A 21,220-nucleotide genomic window follows, 5' to 3' on the forward strand; every position below is an offset into this window, starting at 1 on the left:
TGAAATTAATAACAGGAGGGCCGATGGATATCAAAAAATCTAAGGATTTATTGTATTGTACCTTAATTTTTATAGGCATAGTTTTACTTTTGAGGTTCTTTGAATATTTGTTTAATATTACAATATATACTCAAATGAGTGATTCTTTTATAATAACTCTGATTTTTTTGATAATATTTTTTCTTCCTAAAAAGGTAAGGCAGTATATGCTACAAAAAATTCATTGGTCGTTTTTTGCCGACTTTAAAAATTACTTATATGTATTTGGTGGATATATCATAATATTTGTTTTATCACAGACAGGGAATTTAATCGTTATAAAAGATCAAGCAATAGATACCGAGACAATACAGATTACATCCATGTCCCACATAGCTATAGTTATTTTAGGCGTGGTTATTATGACACCATTTTGGGAAGAGATGTTTTTTAAAAGAATCGTATTAGATACATTAGAGTGTTACATTCCATTTTGGCTTAGTGTCTGCATAGTATCCATTATTTTTGCCTCATTACATAGTATGCCAATGGAGTATCGTATTTTTCCATTTATATTGAGTGTTGTAACTAGTTTTATATATAAAAAAACAAATTCATTATTAGCACCATTTTTTATCCACTGTCTATGGAACTTAACCAGTATTATTTGAAAGAGCCCTTTTTACAAAGGGCTTTCTTTTAAACTGGTACTCTTTCAAGAGTTGTAATTCTCTTATTTACTGTTTCGTCAGAAATAAGCTGTCCAATTGGATTATATGTTTTAACTCTTATACGATAATCTTTTACTACAGAATACTCTTTGAATTTACGGCTTGATGAATTCACTTTAGAGCCTCCAAGTTTAACCGTAGCTCCTCTATATGAAAATGATATCTCTCCTGAAAGTGTCGAAGTACTACTTAATGTAACAGTTCCCTTATACGTTCTAGAAACTAAGGATTCAGAAACGATACTACTTTTATACTGATTACAAGTAGCACATAAAAGTTTTGGTTCTTGAACACCGAAATTTGCTGGATTTAATACAGCATTTTCATCTAAAATTTCAATTTCATATGTGTTTTGAGGTTCCATTTCAGCTGAAGCAGACGGGGTAAATCCTACTAAAATAGGTATTGCCAGTAATGAAGTTGAAAGACTTGTTATAATACTTTTCTTTAACAATTAAATCATCCTCCTTTATTATCATTCTACTAAAAAATAACATATTTGTATTAATAATGGAATATTTTGTTAGTATTTTATATATAGAGATCGATTGGTAAGTATTGGTACAGTGTGGATTGTTACTGTTTTTTTATTCCTCTACTTAATGTACTTGTATTATAGATTTAATAATATTTCTACTTACAATTTTTCTATTAAACTCATATTAATTTTATACTTGCAAAATTTTCGAAATACCATTATATTTGTATTAATAACTATATAAATGAAACATAACTTACGTGAAGGACACACCTTACGTACCATTCCAACGGTACAGGTGTGTCCTTTTTTACGTTCTAGGAGGAAAAATAGGATGACAGTAGAGAAAGAAACAACACACGTTGCAGAAGAACTAGGAATGGCTTTTGAACAAGAATTCACAGCAGGGGACACACCCGTAGAAACAAACTTCAACCAATTTGAACGAGTACGTGAGCATGAATTAGAAGAGTTAGCTCGTATGAAACGGGAACGTATTATAGGTAAAGGCTTAATTACAGTAGTCTCTGAAAAGTTGTTCCCAACTAAAAATGGTAAATCAGAACGCATACCCGTACTTACGATGCAAATTGGTACCCATACAACTGCATATTGCCCTATTACAGAGGCAGGGATAACAATTCCTAAAAATCCTCAATGGCTAGTTGGTAAAACAAAACCTGTTATCATTGAGCATTTCCAAAAGACAGAGGAAGGAAACTTTGCCGTTGTATCAATCACAGCAGGAGAGCTCGCATTACAAAAAAGATTATATGATGAAGTAACCTCACAAGGTGGGAACAAAGTATACACAGGAACAGTTTCAGGTCATATCCCAACTGCACAAACCGTTCTGGTTGAAGTCCATGGTGTAACTATAGGGGTAAGGTACTCACATTGGTCACATTCATTTGTACGTCCGGAGGATATTATTATTGGTGATGTTGTAGAGCTCATTATCGATAAAGTAGTAGAAAAGAACGGCCGCTATGAATTTAGAGGAAATAAAAAGAAACTAGAAACAGATCCAATGGAAAAGCTACTAGAGCTTAATAAACGACGTGACCGTTTTGTAGGTAAAATTGTAGGTGTAGATGCCATTGCTGGTATTTTCGTAGAAGTTGCACCTGGTATTCAGTTCAAAGGATTAAAAAGCCGTAATCTTGCCAATCCAACTGCACACGATGCAACTAACCAAACCATTGTTACATGCGAGCTGCTTAACATTGATGCGAAAAATAGAAAAGGTACTGTACGTATCTTGAATTATCCGCAGGGCCAAAGTAAAAAATCTAATTCACCAATTTACCAATTTTAATGAATGACTATGCGTACAATAGAGAATCAAATGTCATCATATCTCCCTTCCATTCCACATTTATCAAGTGAGGACGTACAGGGACTTCAGGTATATCGAATACATAATCTTGATAAAACCTATGTATTCCATTCCTATGACGAATTAGTTACGTTTAAGCAGCGTTTAACAGAAGAACAGCATGCAATACTAACTTTCATCGGTATTCATACATCTGTTCGTTTTAATCATTTATTATATCTATTCAAAGATAAGTTTTCGCGTAAGAGAATTAATGATGCACTTCAAGGACTACTTTACTATCGTCTCATTGAAAAATGGCAAGTAGAGATTTTTGATATGGAAATTCTTGAGGAGGCTTATACGTTATCCGATAATGGGTTTAAGCTCTTAAAGTACTGGCAAGGACATATGTTTTACTTTGCTCCGGAGCGCCTTGATAATCACGGCAAATACGTTCACCTACGTTATTGGCATGATATAGACTTACTCTGCCATCTACGCTATGCTCCGTCCTTTGTGGGGCATATTATGCATCCATCTATAAGTAAAGGGGTTTTCACCCCTCCTTTAAGTTTTGTAGTAAGCGGTGGAGAAGATCGTAAATTTAATTTTGTTGTATACTCCACCTTATTATCAGATACAAAGGATCGATTAAAGCGGATTATCGCTAGATGGAAGACTTTTGTAGAGTCCGGGAAAGATGTTATTATGCAAGATTTAGGGAATAATCCTACAATCTTAGTTGTTTATGTTTCTACTGAAAAACAGGCAAAGCAAATTAATAATGATCTACTACTTGATTTAATTCCTGGTAAAGTATTGCTATGTATAGGAGAAACCTTACATTCTCAAGGATTACAACATGCTTTTTATCAGCCTCTTGCAGAAGGGGAGATTAAACAATTAAATACAAAGCTATTCGCAACAAACTAAGCCATCCTTACAAGCTATTGCTTTCTTTTAAAGGGTGGCTTGTTTACTTTTACAAATAGAGATGATTTGCGTGTTTTATCACTTGAAATCATCAAAAACCACGATGTTATCGGTATAGAAGATTTGCAAGTATCGAATATACTAAAGAATCATAAGTTAGTAAAAGCAATTAGTGAGGTATCATGGTCACAGTTTTGAACCATGTTGGAATATAAAGCAAAATGGTACAGCAAACAAGTCATTGTCGTATCGAAAACATTTGCTTCAAACCAATTATGCTCTTGTTGTGGATATCAAAACAAAGACGTTAAAAACCTAAACCTACGTAAATGGGACTGCCCTTCTTGTAGTACACATCATGATAGAGATATTAACGCAAGTATCAATCTAAAGAATAAAGAAATAAAGCTTCTAACCGCAAGGACTGTGGGGATAGCCTACTAATAAATTAGAGTTCGATAGAACTCTTTACTTAGGAATCCTCCACTTTTAAACGAAGTGAAAGTGGGGGTAGTTCAATGCTTTGTATTCGCTGCTTAAACTCTTTCGGTAAACAGTTATTTTCTTTTTTAAACAACTTATAAAACTGTGACATGTTTGCAATTCCAACTTCGCATCCGATATCTGTAATACTAAGGTCACTTGTTATTAATAAACTTTCAGCTTGTTTGATGCGCTTATAATTCACATAATCTAAAAAGGAAATACCCATAATTCTTTTAAAGTATTTGATGAAATAATGATAGCTTAAATTTATCAATGCACATGCTTTGGTTACGGTTATCTTTTCTCCTAAATGATCTTCTACATAATCAAGTACTGGTTTTAAACGAGCAAAGTCGTCTTGTTCACTATAATTTAATATGTTATGTGTGTCGTTTCTTACTAGTAATAAAAGTAATTTCTTAATGGCAGCACTAATTGCGATTTCATATCCGTTCATTTTCATTTTTGATTCTGTAAAGATTTCTGTAATAAGAACATAAGCCTCATGTTTCACCACTTCATTTTGTTTAAAAATATAGTTTAACTCATTTAAGGATTTTGTTTGTTCTGAAAAGCAATGTAAATATTGTATAATGCTCCGGTCAAAGTGTTGTTTTAAATTTACTTGAAACACAACGTAGTGTAACGAACCTGCAGAAGGTTTATGTGACCGATGCAACTCAGATTTCCCAAAAATAAAAACATCTCCAGGGCCAAGAACAATATACTTATCTTTATTTTGTATGCCTAAATCTCCTTCTATAATTGCTAGAAACTCAATCTCTTCATGATAATGCCAAGGGGCACTCTCAATTTGATTATTATAAGAGGTTTCCATAACAATGTCCCATACCTTTAAAAATAGTAATGGATTTTGATAAATAACCTTTTCTTCAATTGCTTCAGCAAGCTTATTACAAATCCCTTCTGACATAGACGTTTACACCTCCTCATTAGCAATATAACACCTTTATCAAAATGCGATAAGTAAGTTGCCTTATTTCTTATAGAAAAAGGCAACTTTTGATAAAAACATAACGATATATAGCATATTTTTTCAGTAAAAAAATTTCTATAATAATTTCAAATCAAGCAAAAGGAGGATATGATAGTGAATATTTTAAAAGTAGGTGTTATTGGCTGCGGAAGCATCGCGCAGTATCGTCATTTACCAGAATACGAAGCAAACCCATATGTACAGGTTGTGGCTGTTTGTGACAGTAATAAAAAGCGCGCAAAAGAAGTTGCCAATAAGTATGGTGTAAATATGTACACTGACTATAACGAGCTTATCAATTGTGAAGAGTTAGATGCAGTGAGTGTATGTACACCAAATGATTTACATGCATCAATTTCTATCGTTGCTTTACAATCAGGTATCCATGTACTATGTGAAAAGCCAATGGCGACGTCAAAAAAAGATGCGAAAATGATGATTGAAGCTGCTGAAAAAAGTGGTACAAAGTTAATGATTGGTCATAACCAGCGATTTGTTACTTCTCACCAAAAGGCAAAACAATTGATTGAAAATGGAGAAATCGGAAAAATATATAGCTTCCGTACAGCATTTGGTCATAGTGGTCCTGAAAATTGGAGTGTAGATGGAAAAGAGAGCTGGTTCTTTAAAAAAGATGAAGCGTTTCTTGGTGCAATGGGTGATTTAGGTGTGCATAAAGCGGATTTAATTCGTTATATTCTTAATGAAGAAATTACAGAAGTTGGTGCCTTTGTTGAGACGAGCGCAAAAACATTTTCAAATGTAGATGATTGTGCTGTATGTATGTTGAAAAGCGAAAGTGGCATTATCGGAACACTTGCAGCAAGTTGGTCTTACGTTAGCAAAGAAGATAATTCAACAATTATTTATGGTGAAAAGGCCATTCTTCGACTAGAAGATGATCCGAATTACTCACTCATTCTTCAATATAAAAATGGTGTAGTTGTAAAATATGAGCTTGATAAAATTCAATCGAATGCTGCAGTTGGTCAAAGTAATTCACATATAATTGAGCAGTTTGTAGAGTCTATCCTTTCTGATAAAGAGCCGTTAATTAATGGTGTAGAAGGAATGAAATCGTTGGAAGTCATTTTAGCAGCCATACAATCAAGTGAAACAAAAAAAATTGTTACAATTCCATTATGAGAAAAGGTGAAGACATGAAGAAACTACGCATTGGAATAATAGGGGCCGGAGGAATTGCACAAGGTCGCCATATCCCTGCATTTGTAAAGTTACATCAATATTGTACGATTACGGCTATACATGATAGAAACATAGAACACGCAAAACAAATCGCTGAAACATATAACATTCCTTATGTATTTGAAACGTATGAAGAAGTCTTTAAAGAAGTTGATGCTGTTTGTATTTGTACACCTAATAAGTTTCATGCTGAGATTTCTATCGCAGCATTACAAGCAGGGAAACATGTATTATGCGAAAAACCGATGGCTTTAGCAGCGGCAGAATGCGAAAAAATGATAGAATCTGCAAAAAACAACGGTAAAAAACTTGCTATCGCTTATCATTATCGTTACATGAAAGAGTCGCAAGTTGCAAAACAAATGATGATAGGTGAGATTGGCACACCTCTTGTTGTTCGTGTAAAAGCACTCCGTCGTCGAAAAGTACCAGGCTGGGGCGTTTTCACAAATAAAGAATTACAAGGCGGAGGAAGTTTAATAGATTACGGTTGTCACCTTCTTGATTTAGCACTTTGGTTAATTGGAAATCCAAAACAAACAGAAGTCATTGGTAGTGTCTATAATGCCGTTAGTAAGCAACCAAATCAAGTAAATATGTGGGGAGAATATGATTATAAAACGTTTCAAGTTGATGATCATGTTACCGCATATATAAAGTTTGAAAATGGGGCATCATTGTTATTTGAAACTTCTTGGGCAGCAAATATTAAAAATGATGAAGAACATGTGAGTATTTCCGGAGTAAACGGTGGAATAAATGTTTTTCCAATTGAATTATATACAATAAAACATAATATGATATTAAATAGTGAACCAGTTTGGATAGCAAATAACGGCGATCCTGGAATTTTGCAAGCAGAAAACTTTGTAAAAGCTTGCTTATACGATGAAGAATTAATTGTAAAGCCTGAGGAATCGCTGCAAGTATCGCAAATTATTGATGCAATTTACGAAAGTAGTAACACACATGAAGAAGGGACGGGAAGATAAATGAAATTAGGAGTATTTACAACACTTTTCTCTCACATGGAATTTGAAGAAATGCTAGATTATGTACAAGCAGCCGGTTTGCATGCAGTAGAAATTGGTACAGGTTGTTATCCTGGAGGTTCGCACTGTAACTTAGATGTATTATTAGAAAGTGAACAAGCCAGAAGCGTATATATAGAACATGTACAAAAAAGAGACTTAATCATTAGCGCTTTTAGTTGTCACGGAAATCCATTATCCCCAGATGCTGCTTTTGCAACAGAATCTCATGAAACATTGTTAAAAACCATTCGACTAGCTTCACTACTAGACGTACCTGTTGTGAATTGTTTTTCAGGCGTAGCAGGTGACCATGAAAGCGCAAAATATCCGAATTGGCCTGTTGCACCATGGCCAAATGAATACAATGATATTTTAAAATGGCAATGGGAAGAAAAGCTCATTCCTTATTGGAAACAAGTTGGTGAATTTGCAAAAGAACATGGTGTAAAAATTGGTTTAGAACTTCACGGTGGTTTCTTAGTACATACGCCATATACATTACTAAAACTACGTGAAGAAACATGCAATGCGATAGGTGCTAACTTAGACCCTAGTCATTTATGGTGGCAAGGAATTGACCCTGTCGCTGCTATTAAGTTATTAATGAAAGAAAATGCAATTTATCACTTTCATGCAAAAGACACTTACATCGATCAAGATAATGTAAATATGTATGGTTTAACAGACATGCAGCCCTACGGTAAACTGAAAACAAGAGCTTGGACATTCCGTTCTGTTGGCTGTGGTCATAGCTTAGAAGAATGGTCGCAAATGATGAGTGCACTTCGTACATATGGATATGATTATGTTGTAAGTATCGAACACGAAGATCCACTCATGTCTATTCAAGAGGGATTTAAACGTGCCACAAAAAATCTTCAATCTATTTTAATTGAAGAAAACCCTTCACAGATGTGGTGGGTGTAACTTCGTTTAAAAAAGAAATAAGTAACATTTTTTTCAGAGAAGCCATTCGTAAAAGAATATCAGCTTCTCTTTTTTTAAAAGAAACGTTTAAAAAAGGACGAAATATTCAAAAATAAATTACGAAAACTAATTATCCTGTATCTACCTCTATACAAAGTATGGATTTTACGAAATAATATTGTTTGATGCCTGTTTCAATAATAATGATATATACAGATGTAATTATTGTTGAAATAGAATATATAAGAAAGGAGTAATACATTGCTACGTATACAAAGAGGGTACATGTACAATCCGGATGATAATAAGGTAATTGTTAATGAAATTTTCTACGATGCTACATCAGAACAAAAGCTAGGAAGCAAAATGGGTATGTTCGATGCGGTTAAACTACCTACTGCTATTTTTCAAAAGGTCCAAGAAACTGAAAGTATGTCCTACATGGAGACTGTTGAAGTTGAAGCAGAAACCATTAAAGAAATACTTTGTTATTTAGACCAACATCAAAAGCCAGAAAAACTATATTTTGAAATGCAGTATATGAAGTAACACCAAGAAATGAAAATAAGAGGGGATTTATAGCAGGGGAAACAGGGGCATTATTATACAATACATATAACATCTGCATAATAAATTCCTTCTTATCTTCATTTCATTAAAAACAATTGAATATAATATAAAAATAGTTTAATATAAATTTATATTTATTGTTTAATTGATTCCGTTTATTCCCACACCTTATGTGTTGTGGTTGAGTTGTAGAAGCAAGTTGTGTTCTTGTTTCAATTATGAAAGGGCTTCTTTGAGCCGATTAGTGTATATATAGCTTATTTTGCTATGCACATTTTAATCGACTTGAAGAAGCCCTTTTTGTGTTGTCTTTAAGTTAGGAAGCACATGTAAATAGACCTTCGGGGCTAATAATATGCTAAATGAAAAAGCACTTATTTTGTGCTTTTTTTGTTTAATTAAGAGGAGAGATAATATGAAATTTTAAAAGATAGGAAGTTCAAAAGAGTTTATGAGAGTAATTTATGCTCGAAATTCATATGAGGCTGCTGGGTACTATTTATTAGAAACAGATCACAATTGTACAGACTTAAATGAGTTACTCATTCAAATAACGGGCCTCTCAGAGCATATTCAGGTTCTGTACAATGGTTATCCTGTTACTAAATCTTTACAAGAAATCTCTAAAGAGAAGTGCTTTACAACATGTCCTTGTACTGTAGTAGAGATACTAAGCAAGAATAAGAAGGCTAGATATTTAGGTATTATAACTAAAAAATACTGTGAAGAAATAGCACATGATTTGTGCTTTTTTTATTTGAAAAAGGAGATATTTATGATGAAACATGAACATGCAATTACATTAGATGAACTAGCATTATCACTAGGGGAACTTATATTAACCTTTCAAAATAAAAAAATCACCGAACCCATTAAAAGTCGTTTCCTGCACACTTAGGTGTACAATTTTCTTATAAAAAAGAATCGCAGGAATTCTATTTCTATTATGGAGAAAAACACTTACCAGGTCTTTATCGACTCTTACTATTGTTAAAGATTTTTGAATTTGACAGCAAAGAAAGAGATTAATTTCTAATTTATAGTAAACTAGATAAAGAATGGAATATAAAAATTAAGAACTAGAGCATTTATATACGTAAGATACTTGTTGCAATGCTAAAAGCACAAGGGATTAGAATGTAAAACTTGAGAGGAGTACTTTAATATGATTACAGTTAACCGAGGATATATGTATGATCCAGATGATAATGAGGTCTTAATTACCGAAATTTATTATGAGGCTGCTACAGATACTAAATTAGGAAGTAAAATGGATAGCTTATCTTACGCAGTTATTCCTAATGAAATTAAAGAAAAAATAGAAGCAGCTGCTTCATTATCCTATCTGGAAAGCATTGAGATGTCTCAGCAATTAGCTGTCGTATATCAAAATGAAATTAACATGTATGGAAAACCTGAAAAATTGTACTTTGAGTTAAAGAATATATAAGAGGGAAAAAGGCATTGGACGAATTTGTTCAATGTCTTTTTTATTAATCTGCAGAGGAGCATATATAATGAATGTTGTAACTGAAATTGAAACGAGTTTTTGAAGAATTTGTGTAGGGGATGTTTTTAGCAATGGTCGTATGCCGTACCATCTAAAAGTTGTAAACATTGAAGTAGAAGATATGACGAAACCAGACGATGCGAAGATATTAGCCATGGGAATCAGGAACAGCTTAATCGCTGGTTATCCACCTATATAACTGGCGATATCACGTCTTTTAGAGAATGGTTACTTCATGTTCATGCAAAAGCCATTCATCAACTCATAGCAAAGTTAAAACAGCTCTTAAGCTCTTTAATCGTGAAACAAATTTACAATTAAAGCTCATTAGTGATACACAGCTGTTAATACGTGGCGAAAGTATTATCTATCAGCCTAGATTATTAGCTGGTACATATCCTGATACGGCACGTATGGTGCCCGACCAGTTCAAAAGTGAAATACAACTATCACGTGAAGAATTTAAAAACACGTTGGAACAGCTTTCTGCCTTTTCTTCACTAATCGTGCTTACGTCAGAAGGAAAGGAAAGCATTCATCTTAAACCACAAAATTCTCAAGTAGGTACTGCACGTGTAGAAATTCCATGTAATCAAGTAGAGGCATTTACATTGGCTTGTAATGTGGAATATCTGCTGCAAGCACTACAAACGATATCTTCTGAAAAAATCGCGATAAAAATGATTAGTAATCAGAGACCTATTGTGGTAATGGGAGCAGAGAAACGCATGTATAATGTAATCAAACGTCAATATAATTCAATTATCCAAGAGGTGATTCGGATTAACGAAGAAGTACAAAGGGAATTAAACCTATTAGTACAAAAAATTTGTGAAACCGTGTCTTCTGTCCAAAAAATTATCCTTTTTGGCTCTCATGCTTATGGCACACCAAATGAAGATAGTGATTTTGATCTTTGTATTGTTGTGGATGGTGTAGGAGCAAGAAAAAGAGAAGTCATTAATCGTATCAATTGGGGTATTTACGATGTAATGGAAACACCAGTTGATATTTTAGTGTATGGACCGGAAGAGTTTCAAGAACGTGCTAACCGCAATGTAACCATGGAGCACAAAATTGCACTAGAGGGGAAAGTTTTATATGAAAAATACTGAGGATCTAAAAGAGTGGCTATTCATTGCAAAATCTGATTTAGATTATGCTAGGTACTTAACTCACATGAAACCTTTCCCTACTGCAATTATTTGCTATCATAGTCAACAATGTGTGGAGAAACTTCTAAAAGGATTTCTTGCACTAAACGGTAGACCAGTCCCTAAAACTCATAACCTTTTAATGCTGCACAAATTTAGTCGTAGATTAAAAGAGGAATTCTCATTGATTTTAGAACAATGCGTGCAGCTGAATGGTTATGCTACAGACAATCGTTATCCGTATTTCGAAGCCCGTACCGTTCAAGATGGGTTAATGGCTATACAACATGCTCAAAAAGTAATGAGTTTTTATAAATAGGCTTTAAACAAGCTAAATATAAATGAAACCGTAATCGATTAAGAATAGAGGAAATACGTAAAAGAGAGTACCTTTAATGAGGGACTTCTTTTTCTATCCAAAAAAAATAGAAATGACTCATCCAAAGGTGTTGGGTAAATACCCCATTTGAATAATATTAACTAAGATTATTTTTGTTAAATATTTAACCGTTTATAATTTCCCCACCATTCACGTGCAGAATTTGCCCTGATATGTAAGATGCATCATCAGAATCCAAGAATACATAAGCAGGTGCCACTTCAAACGGTTGACCGGCTCGCTTCATAGGAACGTGGTCTCCAAATGTGGCAAGCCATTCTGGAGGCAAAGAAGATGGAATTAATGGCGTCCAAATTGGTCCTGGGGCCACTCCATTAACTCGAATTCCTTTCGGTACAAGTGATAATGACAGCGAACGTGTAAATGAAACAATGGCTCCTTTAGATGAAGCGTAGTCAATTGCATCTTGATCTCCATGATAGGCACTAAGGGATGTTGTATTTATTATAGAGCTCCCTGAATTCATGTATGGAAGAGCGGCTTTCGTCAAAATAAACTGCGAAAAAATATTTGTGTGAAAAGTACTTGCTCGTTGGTTTGAATCTACATCAAGTAGATCGTTCTTTATGTATAGTACACCGGCATTATTCACCAAAATGTCGATACATACGGCCATACTCGTGAATTGTTTGCATTACTGCTTGTTGGCAATGCTGCTCATACCCAATATCACCTGGAATGGTAATGCAACTACGACCATACTTTTTGACATAGAACTCCGTTTCTTTTGCATCACTATGTTCATTTAGGTATGAGATTGCTATGTCTGCCCCCTCTTTCGCGAAGGCCACAGCGACAGCCCTTCCAATTCCACTATCTCCACCAGTTATAAGCGCTACCTTATTTATAAGTTTACCAGCTGGTTTATAATCGGGGTTATCAAATATAGGTCTAGGTATCATTAATGATTCAATGCCAGGTTTACTTTGTTGTTGAGGTGGGAAACCCATCATAATCACTCCTCTCTGAATTTTCATGTAATAAATGAAATTCTGGTATAGGTTATGATTATCATCAGGAAAATATATCCTCCATAAGGAATTAAATAGAGGAAGTGAAGGGGGGCTTAATACTGATTGAAGAATAATATACGACTATTTCATGAATATCGTTCCATAAATAGATATTTATATTTCTCAGCTGATATCTTAATATACAATTTATAATTTATTGTCCTAAACAAAGATAGTAAAATAAAATACAAAACATAAAAAATATATGGAGAAGTAACTCACTATGAGGGCAAAAATCGAAAATAGATGTAAAAATACTTTTGTCACAACAATGGGCAAGCTGCTTAGATGAAGAAGACTGGTTTCCGCCACTTGAAAAAGTGCTAAAGAATATTACTTTTGAAAAGGCAATTTGGAAACCGGAGGGGGGAAATGAATTCCATTTGGGAATTAGTTTGTCATTTATTTTTCTATAAAAAGAGACTTCTGATGCGATTTCTTGGTAAAACAGCGAATGAACCCCAAGCAGAAGATAATGAATCTACATTTCGAAGACTATTTTACATCTTTTTATTGTAGTAAATGAACAAGAAAGAGGTTATTTACTACAGATTATCTAAACCATCAAATCAAAATGAGAGTTGTAAAGTGTTTAATTTACATGTAGAAAAATAAAAAACCACTTAGAGTGGTTTTTTAATCGCGCATTGCTCCTGCCTCACGGGAGGTCATTGCTCCTTGCCCTTGGCTAACATCTTTTTGAATTTCTTGTTTTACTTTTTGTGCATCAGTTCCCGCAAATTTTCGTTTCATATTAGAGCCCAAATTTTCTTTGTCTTGTTGATTCTGTAGCATAAAAGTCCTCCTTTATTTATTGATTTAACAATCCTATTATTTACAAAAACACTTAGTATATTCCAAGGATTCGATTGAAATTCACTTAAAATAAAGGGACTTTCGTTTGAATAATAAACATATATTCGTTGTTCAACTAACGTATGCGTTAGTTGAATATGACAAATGCTTTAAAAGATAGCCTGTATCAATAATTACTTGGTAATCATCGATACAGGCTTTATATTTCAATAACTAATCGTCTTTCTATATATTTAATTTAATATCCTTACTATCTTTACTGTTAATATTCATGTGTCTTTAATCTGTTGTATTGTTTTGAACGTACTTGAGTTGAACTTGTTGTAAATATCGGAAATATCTTTTTAGAGATATCTTAGTTTTGAACCCCATTCTACTTACCAATTCATCTTCATTTATTCCTTGCTTAATAATAAGACGGAGAATACATGTATTCCTCATCTGCTATGCAGAAATAAGCCTATTTCCCCCCGCACGTTTTACTTCAAATCGTATCATTTTTTGCACAGCAACCTCAGACAAAGCCTTTGGCGCATCATTTCCGTACACCCAACAATACGTACCTCGATTAAAATCAAATGCCACAAATAGGGGATTATCTGTGTGTTGTCGAGGCCTTACAGGTTCCGGAATAGTCGTATAATATTTGTAAAGCTGCTGTGTATCTTCCATAGTTAAGGGGACAGACCTAGTTAATCCATTTTCTCCAGGTACCACTAAGGTATTTCTAGCAAACTGTATATGGCTCATATTAAGCGATACAAGCTCTTGCAAGGATAAACCGTAGTTTACTACTAAATTTATTATACAAGCGTTTCTATCCATAATTAGAGGTCGATATTTAGCTTATCTTTCTGTTAACCCCTTTGTCGAAAGTATAGTTTGTTTTAAAAGCTTTTCTTCCACTTCGGTAATAAAATCATTATCACTTAGTGATTGATCTGGAATTAAAGAAAGTTGGATGTCATCTATTGGACTATTTATCCCTAAGAACATGTAAAATTTCTTTAGGACAACCCATATTCGGTGCCTTGTTTTAAGGGAATACTTACGTTTGTTTTCTAACTCCGAAAAATATGTTTGATAATCTTCTCCAGATAGTTGATGCCATGATTTGATATGTGAAAGTATCTCATTTACTTCTAACCATCTATGAAAATCCTTAATATCGTATGAATAACGTTGGATCGTAGAGTGTTTTCGACCTTTTTCTGTTAAATAAGCAGAAAAAGCTTCTAATGTTTCTTCTAAGCTAATTGCCTCGTTCATTATAATCACCTAATTTCTTTGGATATATTATAACAGAAAACAGGTGAAAGACCTGCTACCGCCCTTTGCTACGCACGGTTGCTGGCATATCAAAAAAGCAAATGGACAAACAACCCTTTGCTTTTTTGATATGTTGATTATTATTTACAAAGCCAAATGAATATGGCTATTATAATACTCCAAAAAGGAACTACAAAGACTAATCCCCAGATAATCCCTTTGAAAAATTTAATCTCGTTATACGTATTCGTTTCTATATAAGTTGTATCTTTTAGTACAGCCATGTTTGATCCTCCCAATATTAATTGTTTATTAAAATGAAAAAAGGACAAACCTCGCCCTGGTAGGGATACGTAGGTTTGTCCTTTAGTATGTGGGTAATGATATGTTTAATTACCATTATTATAACTGAATTAACAAATATTTTCAATTAGGTTTGACATCTTATTAACAATTATACTAGTAATAATAAAATCTATTATAAATATATATCTTATATATTAAAAAGAAATAAAGATAAAACTTTTATAGGTTATCAAAAATAGGGAAAAGATTGACTATATATTAAATGATTCTCAGTATTATATAAATAATAACATTTCGATATTAGTATGATTAATAAAGGGGAGGGAGATTATCAAAAGGGGATTTTAATTTAAGACTGTGAACTACTCACAACTTGGCAGACACTTGAAGCGGGAGCTCCTAACCCTAAAAATAGTATCTGCACGTTGGACACATTTACACTACTTACTTCGATTGACTATCACCTATCTCAGCAGCGTGGGACGATTGAACGTTGAAGATTTTACGTTGTAGACGAAATTTCTACAACAAATTTATATCTTCAGTTCTCAAAGAGCAAATATGTACCGAAATTCATCTCCCGCCTACCGCTAAGCTATCGTCCTGCACACGCTTGAGGAAGGAGAATTCTTTCAGAAAGTATGGGTAAAAATTAATGTGCTTTTTTTAGTGCGCTATATTGTTTGATTTGGTTAACACAAAGATTTATCATCTCTGTACTGGAGTAAGAATGATAATTTTTATACCATTCTACAGTATGTTTTAAAGTCTGTTGTAGAGACCACTTTGGTTGCCAATTAAGAGAGAATTTTGCTTTACTAATGTCGAGGTTTAGTAAATTTGCTTCATGAAAATTTACTTGGCCTAAATTTTCTGTTGCCCAATCTCCGCAACCCCATATATCTATTATACTAGTCACTAGTTTTTCTACTGAAACAATATTGCTTTGGGATGGTCCAAAGTTCCATGCTCCAGAAAAAAGGATGCCATTATTTATAATTTTTTCTGTGAGAAGTAAATATCCGTTTAAGGGTTCTAGTACATGTTGCCAGGGTCTAAGAGCATTAGGATTTCTAATAATAATCTTTTTGTTCGATTCTAATGCTCGTATACAATCAGGAATAATCCTATCTTTTGACCAATCACCTCCGCCAATTACATTACCAGCTCGAACGCTTGCGATTATTTTCTTATGTTGTAAAAATTTTTCTTCCGAAAAATAGGAGTTTCGATAGGACGAAATTAAAAGTTCACAGCATCCTTTGCTTGAGCTATATATGTCATGGCCACCCATAGGATCATTTTCACGATAGCCCCAAGGCCATTCTTTATTTTCATAACACTTATCACTTGTTACCATAATCCCTATTTTAGCCGATTCATGTAATCGAATTGCCTCTAGTACATTCATAGTTCCTATAACGTTTGCTTCGTATGTCTCTCTAGGATATTCATATGAATACTTAACGAGAGGCTGTGCAGCTAAATGGAATATAATTTCAGGTTTATACTCTGTAAAAACCTTATTTAATTTATTAAAATCCCTAATATCTCCGCGAATATCAATTATATTATTTTGAAGGTTAGTAATATTAAAGTTATCGTTTTTATTTTTAGGATCCAATGAATATCCGATTACAGTAGCACCTAATTCATTCAACCATAGGGATAACCAAGAACCTTTAAAGCCAGTATGTCCTGTAATTAAAATTTTCTTTCCGTAAAAAGTATTGTTAAAGTTTTTGTTTAACAATTAGTCCACCTCCTTTAGTACTATATTTTCAGGGAGTTTGGTATATATTTGTATTATTTTTATACCAATTAATAGTTTTAATGATCCCTTCTTCAATAGTAATTCTAGGTTCCCAGGAGAGAAAGTTTTTGATTTTTTGAATATCTGCTTCAGGAAGCCATCTTTCATTTGTTCTAGAGGGAATTGCACCGTAATTTGGTCTGGAATTGGTGTTCAAATGTTTATACAATAATTCTACATAATGTTTTAAGGGATAAATATTACCACTCCCAATATTAAAGATTTCATTCTGTACAGTGGTGTTTTCAACTGCTAGGATACAGACATCTATTATATTTTCTATATAACAATAATCTCTTAATTGATTGCATAACGTTAAATTTACATCTTTGTTTTGTAATACTTGCAAGATAATATAGCTGAATAATTTATGTGGATCCTCTGCTTCTCCGAATATGCCAAAAGGTCTTAGCGTTATAAGGCTAATATTGTTTTCGCTAGCGATTTGATGAGCGAGTATAGTGCCGGCAGCCTTGGTACTTCCATAAATGTCCACAGGAGTTAGTAACATTTTTTCATGAATAGGTTCCATCTTGTTGCCGTATTCAGAACTACTTCCCATATTAATGATTTTTTTACAATTCACGAGTTTTGCCGCTTGAATAATGTTACATGTCCCTATAATATTTGTTTCTATAGCATTGATGTAGTCCGTATGGGCAGAATTCACTCCGTAAGCAGCTAGGTGAAAGATATAATCTGGATTAATTTTCTTTATTGCATCTTGAACTTGCATTTTGTTTCGGATATCTACTTCATAGGTTTCAATATTTTTTAGAGCATCTTTGAGACGCCAAGGATTTGATGATGTTCTTATAAAGAGGACGATTTTTGCTTGTAAATTTAAAAGTCTTCGTATCAAATGAGAACCAATAAACCCATATCCACCTGTGATAAGGAAAGTTTTATTTTCAAATGCATTAATCATATTTATATAATCTATCCTTTATCTATTAAGTTGTATTCTTTGTTGATGGCACAAATAGATTTATTTATAAAAAAGTAGAAAATAAATTTCGCTTGCGATGCGAGGAGGAGTATTTAAAATAATTTTTTAGTGTGGAATTATCTAATTGTCCAGCAAATAAAGGGGTGAGGGATTCCCCAAAAGTATTATGAATAATACGACATGTATTTTGCACTTGTTCTATATAAGGAATATACATAGAATCTAAAATTACTTGAGGTATTTCTAAAGTTTCTTTTTCCCATAAATCGAATTCATTTGTATTAATGATCTTCATACTTCCAAAATGGAAAGCAATTAATTCATCTTGATCTATAAGAATTTTGCTATCTTTTTTTGATATTGGAGTGTTATTTAGAATTACATTCCAAGGTGCTGCATCAATCCCTTTTTTAGTCATGATTTTTATATTAGAAAAAATATTAGGAATGTGATTTAAATATTTTTGGTCGCCCCATCTATTCATTTCAACATCATTATGGTCTTTACAATATTCTAGGCATTTATCTTTCCACCATGTCAGAATATCTTTACTATTTTGGTCGTTTTTAAAGCCAACTAGACCTGCTTGGTACATACCGTGTATATTTTCAATTTCAGTAGAGCTTCTTTGTGGGCAAAGAAATACAGAATACTTCCACCATTCATCAAGAATTATATTAGGCGCTGTAAAGAAATACATATCAGCATCACAATGTATAATGTGATCGACCTCCGGATAAAGAGTAAGGATATGGAGACAAAGAGGTGCTTTTAATGTCCAACAATATTCTTGCAAGCTTCTTTCATTTTTTATACTTAAGAGTTCATGATTTTCAATATCTTTTACAGGAATTAGTATGGCGTGCTTTAATTTTAATTTTTTCAAAATTTGATAAGTTAAATCATCCATACAACAGATCCATACAGTAAATTTAGCATTAAGGTTTTCTAGGGAATAATAAGAAGTCAATCCTTGAATTAATCGCTGCTGGCTTATAATCATGGAAAAGTTCATAAAATGATTGGATTGATTCATTTTTCTTCTTAATTGTGAATCCTTATATAAGGTTTGAGCTTCATTGATATCTTTTGTACTTAAAAGTTGTTTAGTATTTTTATTGAATTTTTCTCTTAATTGCTTTAAAACAAATTGGATTCTCTCTAAATATGGGGTGTAAATATGGTTTAATATATTATTTGGTATTGAAATTGCTCCTAAAGACCAAAGATCAAAATCATTTTCGTTAAAAATAGTAATACATGCAAAGTGGTAAACAATTAGTTTATCGGTTTCAATATATATATCGTTTTTAGTTTTATCAATTTTGTAATCATTATTATATATACAGTTCCAAGGGGCAGCATTTATTCCTAGGTTATTTGACACTTTTACTTTTGGAAAATAAATAGGGATAAAATCTAAATATTTTTGGTCACCAAACTTCCCATCTTCAGGTTCAGCACTGCACCAATCTAAACATTTATCTTTCCACCATCGTACACTTTTTAGTCCGTAGAGATCATTCTTAAACCCAATTAGACCAGCTTGGTATTTTCCGTACATTTTTTCCACCCAATCGCGATCTCTCTGAGGTGTGAGAAAAATAGAATGTTCACCCCATTCTTCAAAAATAATAGTAGGATCCGAGAAGAAGCATAAATCACCATCACAATATAGAATGGATGGTAAATCATAATTTACCAATAAATGTTCAATCAGGACAGATTTCAAAGTCCAACAATATTCATTAACTTTTCTTTTTTTCTTAATTGCTTTTAGTTCATTATCTTCTAATTCCTCCACTTGTAAAAGGTTTACATTAGCTAGATTCATTTCTTTTAAAAGTGAATATGCTAATGGATTTATACAACAAACCCACAATGTGAATTTTTGAGAGTACTGTATTAAAGATTGTTGTAAGGCAATGATTTTCACGACGTATTCAGTACCTACTATGACACAAAAATGATTATTTAAATCATTTTGTTTATTAAAAAATATAGGATTCGGCTTTTTTTTTGGAGTTTTTTTGGAGGGATTTAAAGCTTTAATATTTGCTGGAAGTGGATTATCTTTTTTCTGATTAGAGGGGATATACAAGCGCGGTAAACTTTTTTTTTCATCATTAGAGTTCAATGTTTATTCAGTCCTTTCCACTAATTTTTATTAGGATTCCAGCTTTCATTTACAATTTGTAAATCTTTAGGTGTATCCACACTAGCCCAAAAATCATTGTGTTCATAAACTGCGAGCTCATTATCTTTTATTAAGTTTCGAAGAGGTTCTTCTTCAAGAATACAATCCTCGCTATTACTTAAATAATTGAATATTTCTTTGTTAAATACAAAAAAACCTCCGTTTATTACTGCATCAAGTAATGGTTTTTCTTTAAAGTCAATAGCGATTCCATTTTCGACTGCCAATAGACCATACTGACTATTCATTTTAATTCCAGTTAATGTGGCAACTTTTCCTTTTTCTTTATGGAATGCCATAAGTTGATTAATATCTATATTGGCTAATCCATCACCATAAGTTAATAAAAAAGTTTCATCCTGTACAAATGTTTCAAGTTTTTTTAATCTTGCTCCGGTCATTGTATTGATTCCTGTATCTATAAAGTGTATATTCCACTGTTCTAATTCCTGAAGCAATTTATATTGATTGGTTTTAACATTCAAACTAAAGTCATGCTCTTTCCAGCTGTAGTCCATAAAATATTCTTTAATTTTCTCGCCTTTATATCCTAAAGGCAAAATAAAATCAGAATGTCCATATTTGCTATACCAATTCATTATATGCAAGAGTAGAGGCTTTCCTTGAACTCTAACTAATGGCTTTGGAATATCCTCTAAAATTCCTTGCATCCGAAGTCCTTTTCCGCCACACAAAATTATGACTTTCATAGACTCATCTCCTTCCCCTATATATTTAACTAATTTAAACTATGCGGCCTGTCTGATAAATGTATACACGGATGTACCGTAATGATAATCCACTAAAAGTATTTTTTAAATTATATAAATCAAATGAGGATTAGATGTTGGGAATACATATTGCAGTTAGCCACAAATTGTATGTAAATTTAAGTTATTTTCAAGTTTATTTTTCAGTTCATTTACTACTGTTGATTACATGTGTAAATAGGTGCTGGAATGAAGCAAATATAATATTATGTGATTCGGAAATATTATATTTGCTATTTACATTTCATAGGTATCTAAAATGTAAATATGATTTTTCTGGAGGTATGGAAAATGGCTTAAAAAAGCAAAGAAATAGGTTGTTGGTAAAGAAAAAGAAATTAAGGCGATAAAAGAAGAAGAG

19 protein-coding genes and 4 pseudogenes are annotated in these 21,220 nt (G+C 32.9%); 13 read left to right on the forward strand and 10 right to left on the reverse strand.

Annotated features, from left to right (window positions below):
• Positions 1–23: 23 nt before the first annotated feature.
• On the forward strand, positions 24–650 hold the full coding sequence (locus tag I6L50_RS29220) for a CPBP family intramembrane glutamic endopeptidase (RefSeq protein ID WP_219303782.1): 627 nt from the start codon (positions 24–26) through the stop codon (positions 648–650).
• A gap of 28 nt (positions 651–678) precedes the next feature.
• Here the strand turns inward: I6L50_RS29220 and I6L50_RS29225 are convergent, their stop codons facing one another.
• Positions 679–1,164 carry an LMxysn_1693 family intestinal colonization protein gene (locus tag I6L50_RS29225; RefSeq protein ID WP_257475422.1) on the reverse strand — a complete coding sequence of 162 codons (486 nt, stop codon included), beginning with the start codon at positions 1,162–1,164 and terminating at the stop codon, positions 679–681.
• A gap of 358 nt (positions 1,165–1,522) precedes the next feature.
• On the opposite strand from I6L50_RS29225, the gene I6L50_RS29230 reads away from it, so the two are divergent.
• From I6L50_RS29230 to I6L50_RS29240, 3 genes and pseudogenes are all read left to right on the forward strand, one after another.
• On the forward strand, positions 1,523–2,506 hold the full coding sequence (locus I6L50_RS29230) for an RNA-binding protein (protein WP_219303783.1): 984 nt from the start codon (positions 1,523–1,525) through the stop codon (positions 2,504–2,506).
• Positions 2,507–2,515: 9 nt separating this feature from the next.
• Positions 2,516–3,442, forward strand: a complete 927-nt coding sequence (locus tag I6L50_RS29235; protein WP_219303784.1) for a hypothetical protein — start codon at positions 2,516–2,518, stop codon at positions 3,440–3,442.
• A 75-nt stretch (positions 3,443–3,517) separates the two neighbouring features.
• Positions 3,518–3,886 (forward strand): annotated as a pseudogene (locus I6L50_RS29240) (RNA-guided endonuclease TnpB family protein); the annotation flags it as partial.
• Between the two features lie 28 nt (positions 3,887–3,914).
• On the opposite strand, the gene I6L50_RS29245 reads toward I6L50_RS29240, so the two are convergent.
• The gene (locus I6L50_RS29245; RefSeq protein ID WP_219303785.1) at positions 3,915–4,862 is read right to left on the reverse strand and encodes an AraC family transcriptional regulator; all 948 of its coding nucleotides are present in this window, start codon (positions 4,860–4,862) and stop codon (positions 3,915–3,917) included.
• A 177-nt stretch (positions 4,863–5,039) separates the two neighbouring features.
• Here I6L50_RS29245 and I6L50_RS29250 point away from each other — a divergent pair, with 177 nt between their 5' ends.
• The 9 genes and pseudogenes from I6L50_RS29250 (at position 5,040) to I6L50_RS29295 (ending at position 11,645) form a co-directional block, all read left to right on the forward strand.
• The gene (locus tag I6L50_RS29250; RefSeq protein WP_219303786.1) at positions 5,040–6,071 is read left to right on the forward strand and encodes a Gfo/Idh/MocA family protein; all 1,032 of its coding nucleotides are present in this window, start codon (positions 5,040–5,042) and stop codon (positions 6,069–6,071) included.
• Between the two features lie 14 nt (positions 6,072–6,085).
• Entirely contained in the window at positions 6,086–7,123 is a 1,038-nt protein-coding gene (locus I6L50_RS29255; RefSeq protein ID WP_434088125.1) for a Gfo/Idh/MocA family protein, read from the forward strand.
• A complete protein-coding gene (locus I6L50_RS29260) occupies positions 7,124–8,092 on the forward strand; it encodes a sugar phosphate isomerase/epimerase family protein (RefSeq protein ID WP_201055022.1) in 969 nt (322 codons plus the stop codon).
• 261 nt (positions 8,093–8,353) lie between these two features.
• On the forward strand, positions 8,354–8,641 hold the full coding sequence (locus I6L50_RS29265; protein ID WP_219303787.1) for a hypothetical protein: 288 nt from the start codon (positions 8,354–8,356) through the stop codon (positions 8,639–8,641).
• A 472-nt stretch (positions 8,642–9,113) separates the two neighbouring features.
• Positions 9,114–9,560: a hypothetical protein gene (locus tag I6L50_RS29270; RefSeq protein WP_219304058.1), complete on the forward strand. Its 447-nt coding sequence runs from the start codon at positions 9,114–9,116 to the stop codon at positions 9,558–9,560.
• Positions 9,561–9,827: 267 nt separating this feature from the next.
• Entirely contained in the window at positions 9,828–10,112 is a 285-nt protein-coding gene (locus I6L50_RS29275; protein ID WP_219303788.1) for a hypothetical protein, read from the forward strand.
• A gap of 332 nt (positions 10,113–10,444) precedes the next feature.
• Positions 10,445–10,894, forward strand: a pseudogene (locus I6L50_RS35045) (DNA polymerase III subunit beta); the annotation flags it as partial.
• Between the two features lie 6 nt (positions 10,895–10,900).
• Positions 10,901–11,287, forward strand: coding sequence for a nucleotidyltransferase domain-containing protein (locus I6L50_RS29290; RefSeq protein ID WP_219304041.1), 387 nt, complete (start codon positions 10,901–10,903; stop codon positions 11,285–11,287).
• Positions 11,274–11,645, forward strand: coding sequence for a HEPN domain-containing protein (locus tag I6L50_RS29295; protein ID WP_219303789.1), 372 nt, complete (start codon positions 11,274–11,276; stop codon positions 11,643–11,645). The genes I6L50_RS29290 and I6L50_RS29295 overlap by 14 nt, the downstream gene beginning before the upstream one ends.
• Before the next feature lie 184 nt (positions 11,646–11,829).
• Here the strand turns inward: I6L50_RS29295 and I6L50_RS29300 are convergent.
• The 8 genes and pseudogenes from I6L50_RS29300 to I6L50_RS29335 form a co-directional block, all read right to left on the reverse strand.
• A pseudogene (locus I6L50_RS29300) lies at positions 11,830–12,676 on the reverse strand (SDR family oxidoreductase).
• Positions 12,677–13,375: 699 nt separating this feature from the next.
• Positions 13,376–13,534: a hypothetical protein gene (locus I6L50_RS29305; protein WP_219303790.1), complete on the reverse strand. Its 159-nt coding sequence runs from the start codon at positions 13,532–13,534 to the stop codon at positions 13,376–13,378.
• Between the two features lie 300 nt (positions 13,535–13,834).
• Positions 13,835–14,824: pseudogene (locus I6L50_RS29310) on the reverse strand (tyrosine-type recombinase/integrase).
• A 140-nt stretch (positions 14,825–14,964) separates the two neighbouring features.
• Positions 14,965–15,108, reverse strand: a complete 144-nt coding sequence (locus tag I6L50_RS29315) for a hypothetical protein (RefSeq protein WP_219303791.1) — start codon at positions 15,106–15,108, stop codon at positions 14,965–14,967.
• A 674-nt stretch (positions 15,109–15,782) separates the two neighbouring features.
• On the reverse strand, positions 15,783–16,883 hold the full coding sequence (rfbG, locus tag I6L50_RS29320; protein ID WP_219303792.1) for a CDP-glucose 4,6-dehydratase: 1,101 nt from the start codon (positions 16,881–16,883) through the stop codon (positions 15,783–15,785).
• Between the two features lie 28 nt (positions 16,884–16,911).
• Positions 16,912–17,871 carry an NAD-dependent epimerase/dehydratase family protein gene (locus I6L50_RS29325; protein ID WP_219303793.1) on the reverse strand — a complete coding sequence of 320 codons (960 nt, stop codon included), beginning with the start codon at positions 17,869–17,871 and terminating at the stop codon, positions 16,912–16,914.
• A 64-nt stretch (positions 17,872–17,935) separates the two neighbouring features.
• Positions 17,936–20,029: a glycosyl transferase gene (locus I6L50_RS29330; RefSeq protein WP_219303794.1), complete on the reverse strand. Its 2,094-nt coding sequence runs from the start codon at positions 20,027–20,029 to the stop codon at positions 17,936–17,938.
• A 20-nt stretch (positions 20,030–20,049) separates the two neighbouring features.
• Complete coding sequence (locus tag I6L50_RS29335) at positions 20,050–20,799, reverse strand: sugar phosphate nucleotidyltransferase (protein WP_219303795.1); 750 nt, start codon at positions 20,797–20,799, stop codon at positions 20,050–20,052.
• Between the last annotated feature and the right edge of the window lie 421 nt (positions 20,800–21,220).

This window comes from Bacillus sp. FDAARGOS_1420, from assembly GCF_019344915.1.
In the GTDB taxonomy this organism is placed as follows: Bacteria; Bacillota; Bacilli; order Bacillales; family Bacillaceae_G; genus Bacillus_A; species Bacillus_A mycoides.

What these genes read in the sequence shown, in the direction of transcription:
- I6L50_RS29305 (WP_219303790.1), bottom strand. Translation starts at nt 13,534, where the DNA reads ATGCTACAGAATCAACAAGACAAAGAAAATTTGGGCTCTAATATGAAA.
- I6L50_RS29255 (WP_434088125.1), top strand. Translation starts at nt 6,086, where the DNA reads ATGAAGAAACTACGCATTGGAATAATAGGGGCCGGAGGAATTGCACAA.
- I6L50_RS29335 (WP_219303795.1), bottom strand. Translation starts at nt 20,799, where the DNA reads ATGAAAGTCATAATTTTGTGTGGCGGAAAAGGACTTCGGATGCAAGGA.
- I6L50_RS29325 (WP_219303793.1), bottom strand. Translation starts at nt 17,871, where the DNA reads ATGATTAATGCATTTGAAAATAAAACTTTCCTTATCACAGGTGGATAT.
- I6L50_RS29220 (WP_219303782.1), top strand. Translation starts at nt 24, where the DNA reads ATGGATATCAAAAAATCTAAGGATTTATTGTATTGTACCTTAATTTTT.
- I6L50_RS29275 (WP_219303788.1), top strand. Translation starts at nt 9,828, where the DNA reads ATGATTACAGTTAACCGAGGATATATGTATGATCCAGATGATAATGAG.
- I6L50_RS29270 (WP_219304058.1), top strand. Translation starts at nt 9,114, where the DNA reads ATGAGAGTAATTTATGCTCGAAATTCATATGAGGCTGCTGGGTACTAT.
- I6L50_RS29245 (WP_219303785.1), bottom strand. Translation starts at nt 4,862, where the DNA reads ATGTCAGAAGGGATTTGTAATAAGCTTGCTGAAGCAATTGAAGAAAAG.
- I6L50_RS29290 (WP_219304041.1), top strand. Translation starts at nt 10,901, where the DNA reads ATGTATAATGTAATCAAACGTCAATATAATTCAATTATCCAAGAGGTG.
- I6L50_RS29295 (WP_219303789.1), top strand. Translation starts at nt 11,274, where the DNA reads ATGAAAAATACTGAGGATCTAAAAGAGTGGCTATTCATTGCAAAATCT.
- I6L50_RS29260 (WP_201055022.1), top strand. Translation starts at nt 7,124, where the DNA reads ATGAAATTAGGAGTATTTACAACACTTTTCTCTCACATGGAATTTGAA.
- I6L50_RS29235 (WP_219303784.1), top strand. Translation starts at nt 2,516, where the DNA reads ATGCGTACAATAGAGAATCAAATGTCATCATATCTCCCTTCCATTCCA.
- I6L50_RS29315 (WP_219303791.1), bottom strand. Translation starts at nt 15,108, where the DNA reads ATGGCTGTACTAAAAGATACAACTTATATAGAAACGAATACGTATAAC.
- I6L50_RS29230 (WP_219303783.1), top strand. Translation starts at nt 1,523, where the DNA reads ATGACAGTAGAGAAAGAAACAACACACGTTGCAGAAGAACTAGGAATG.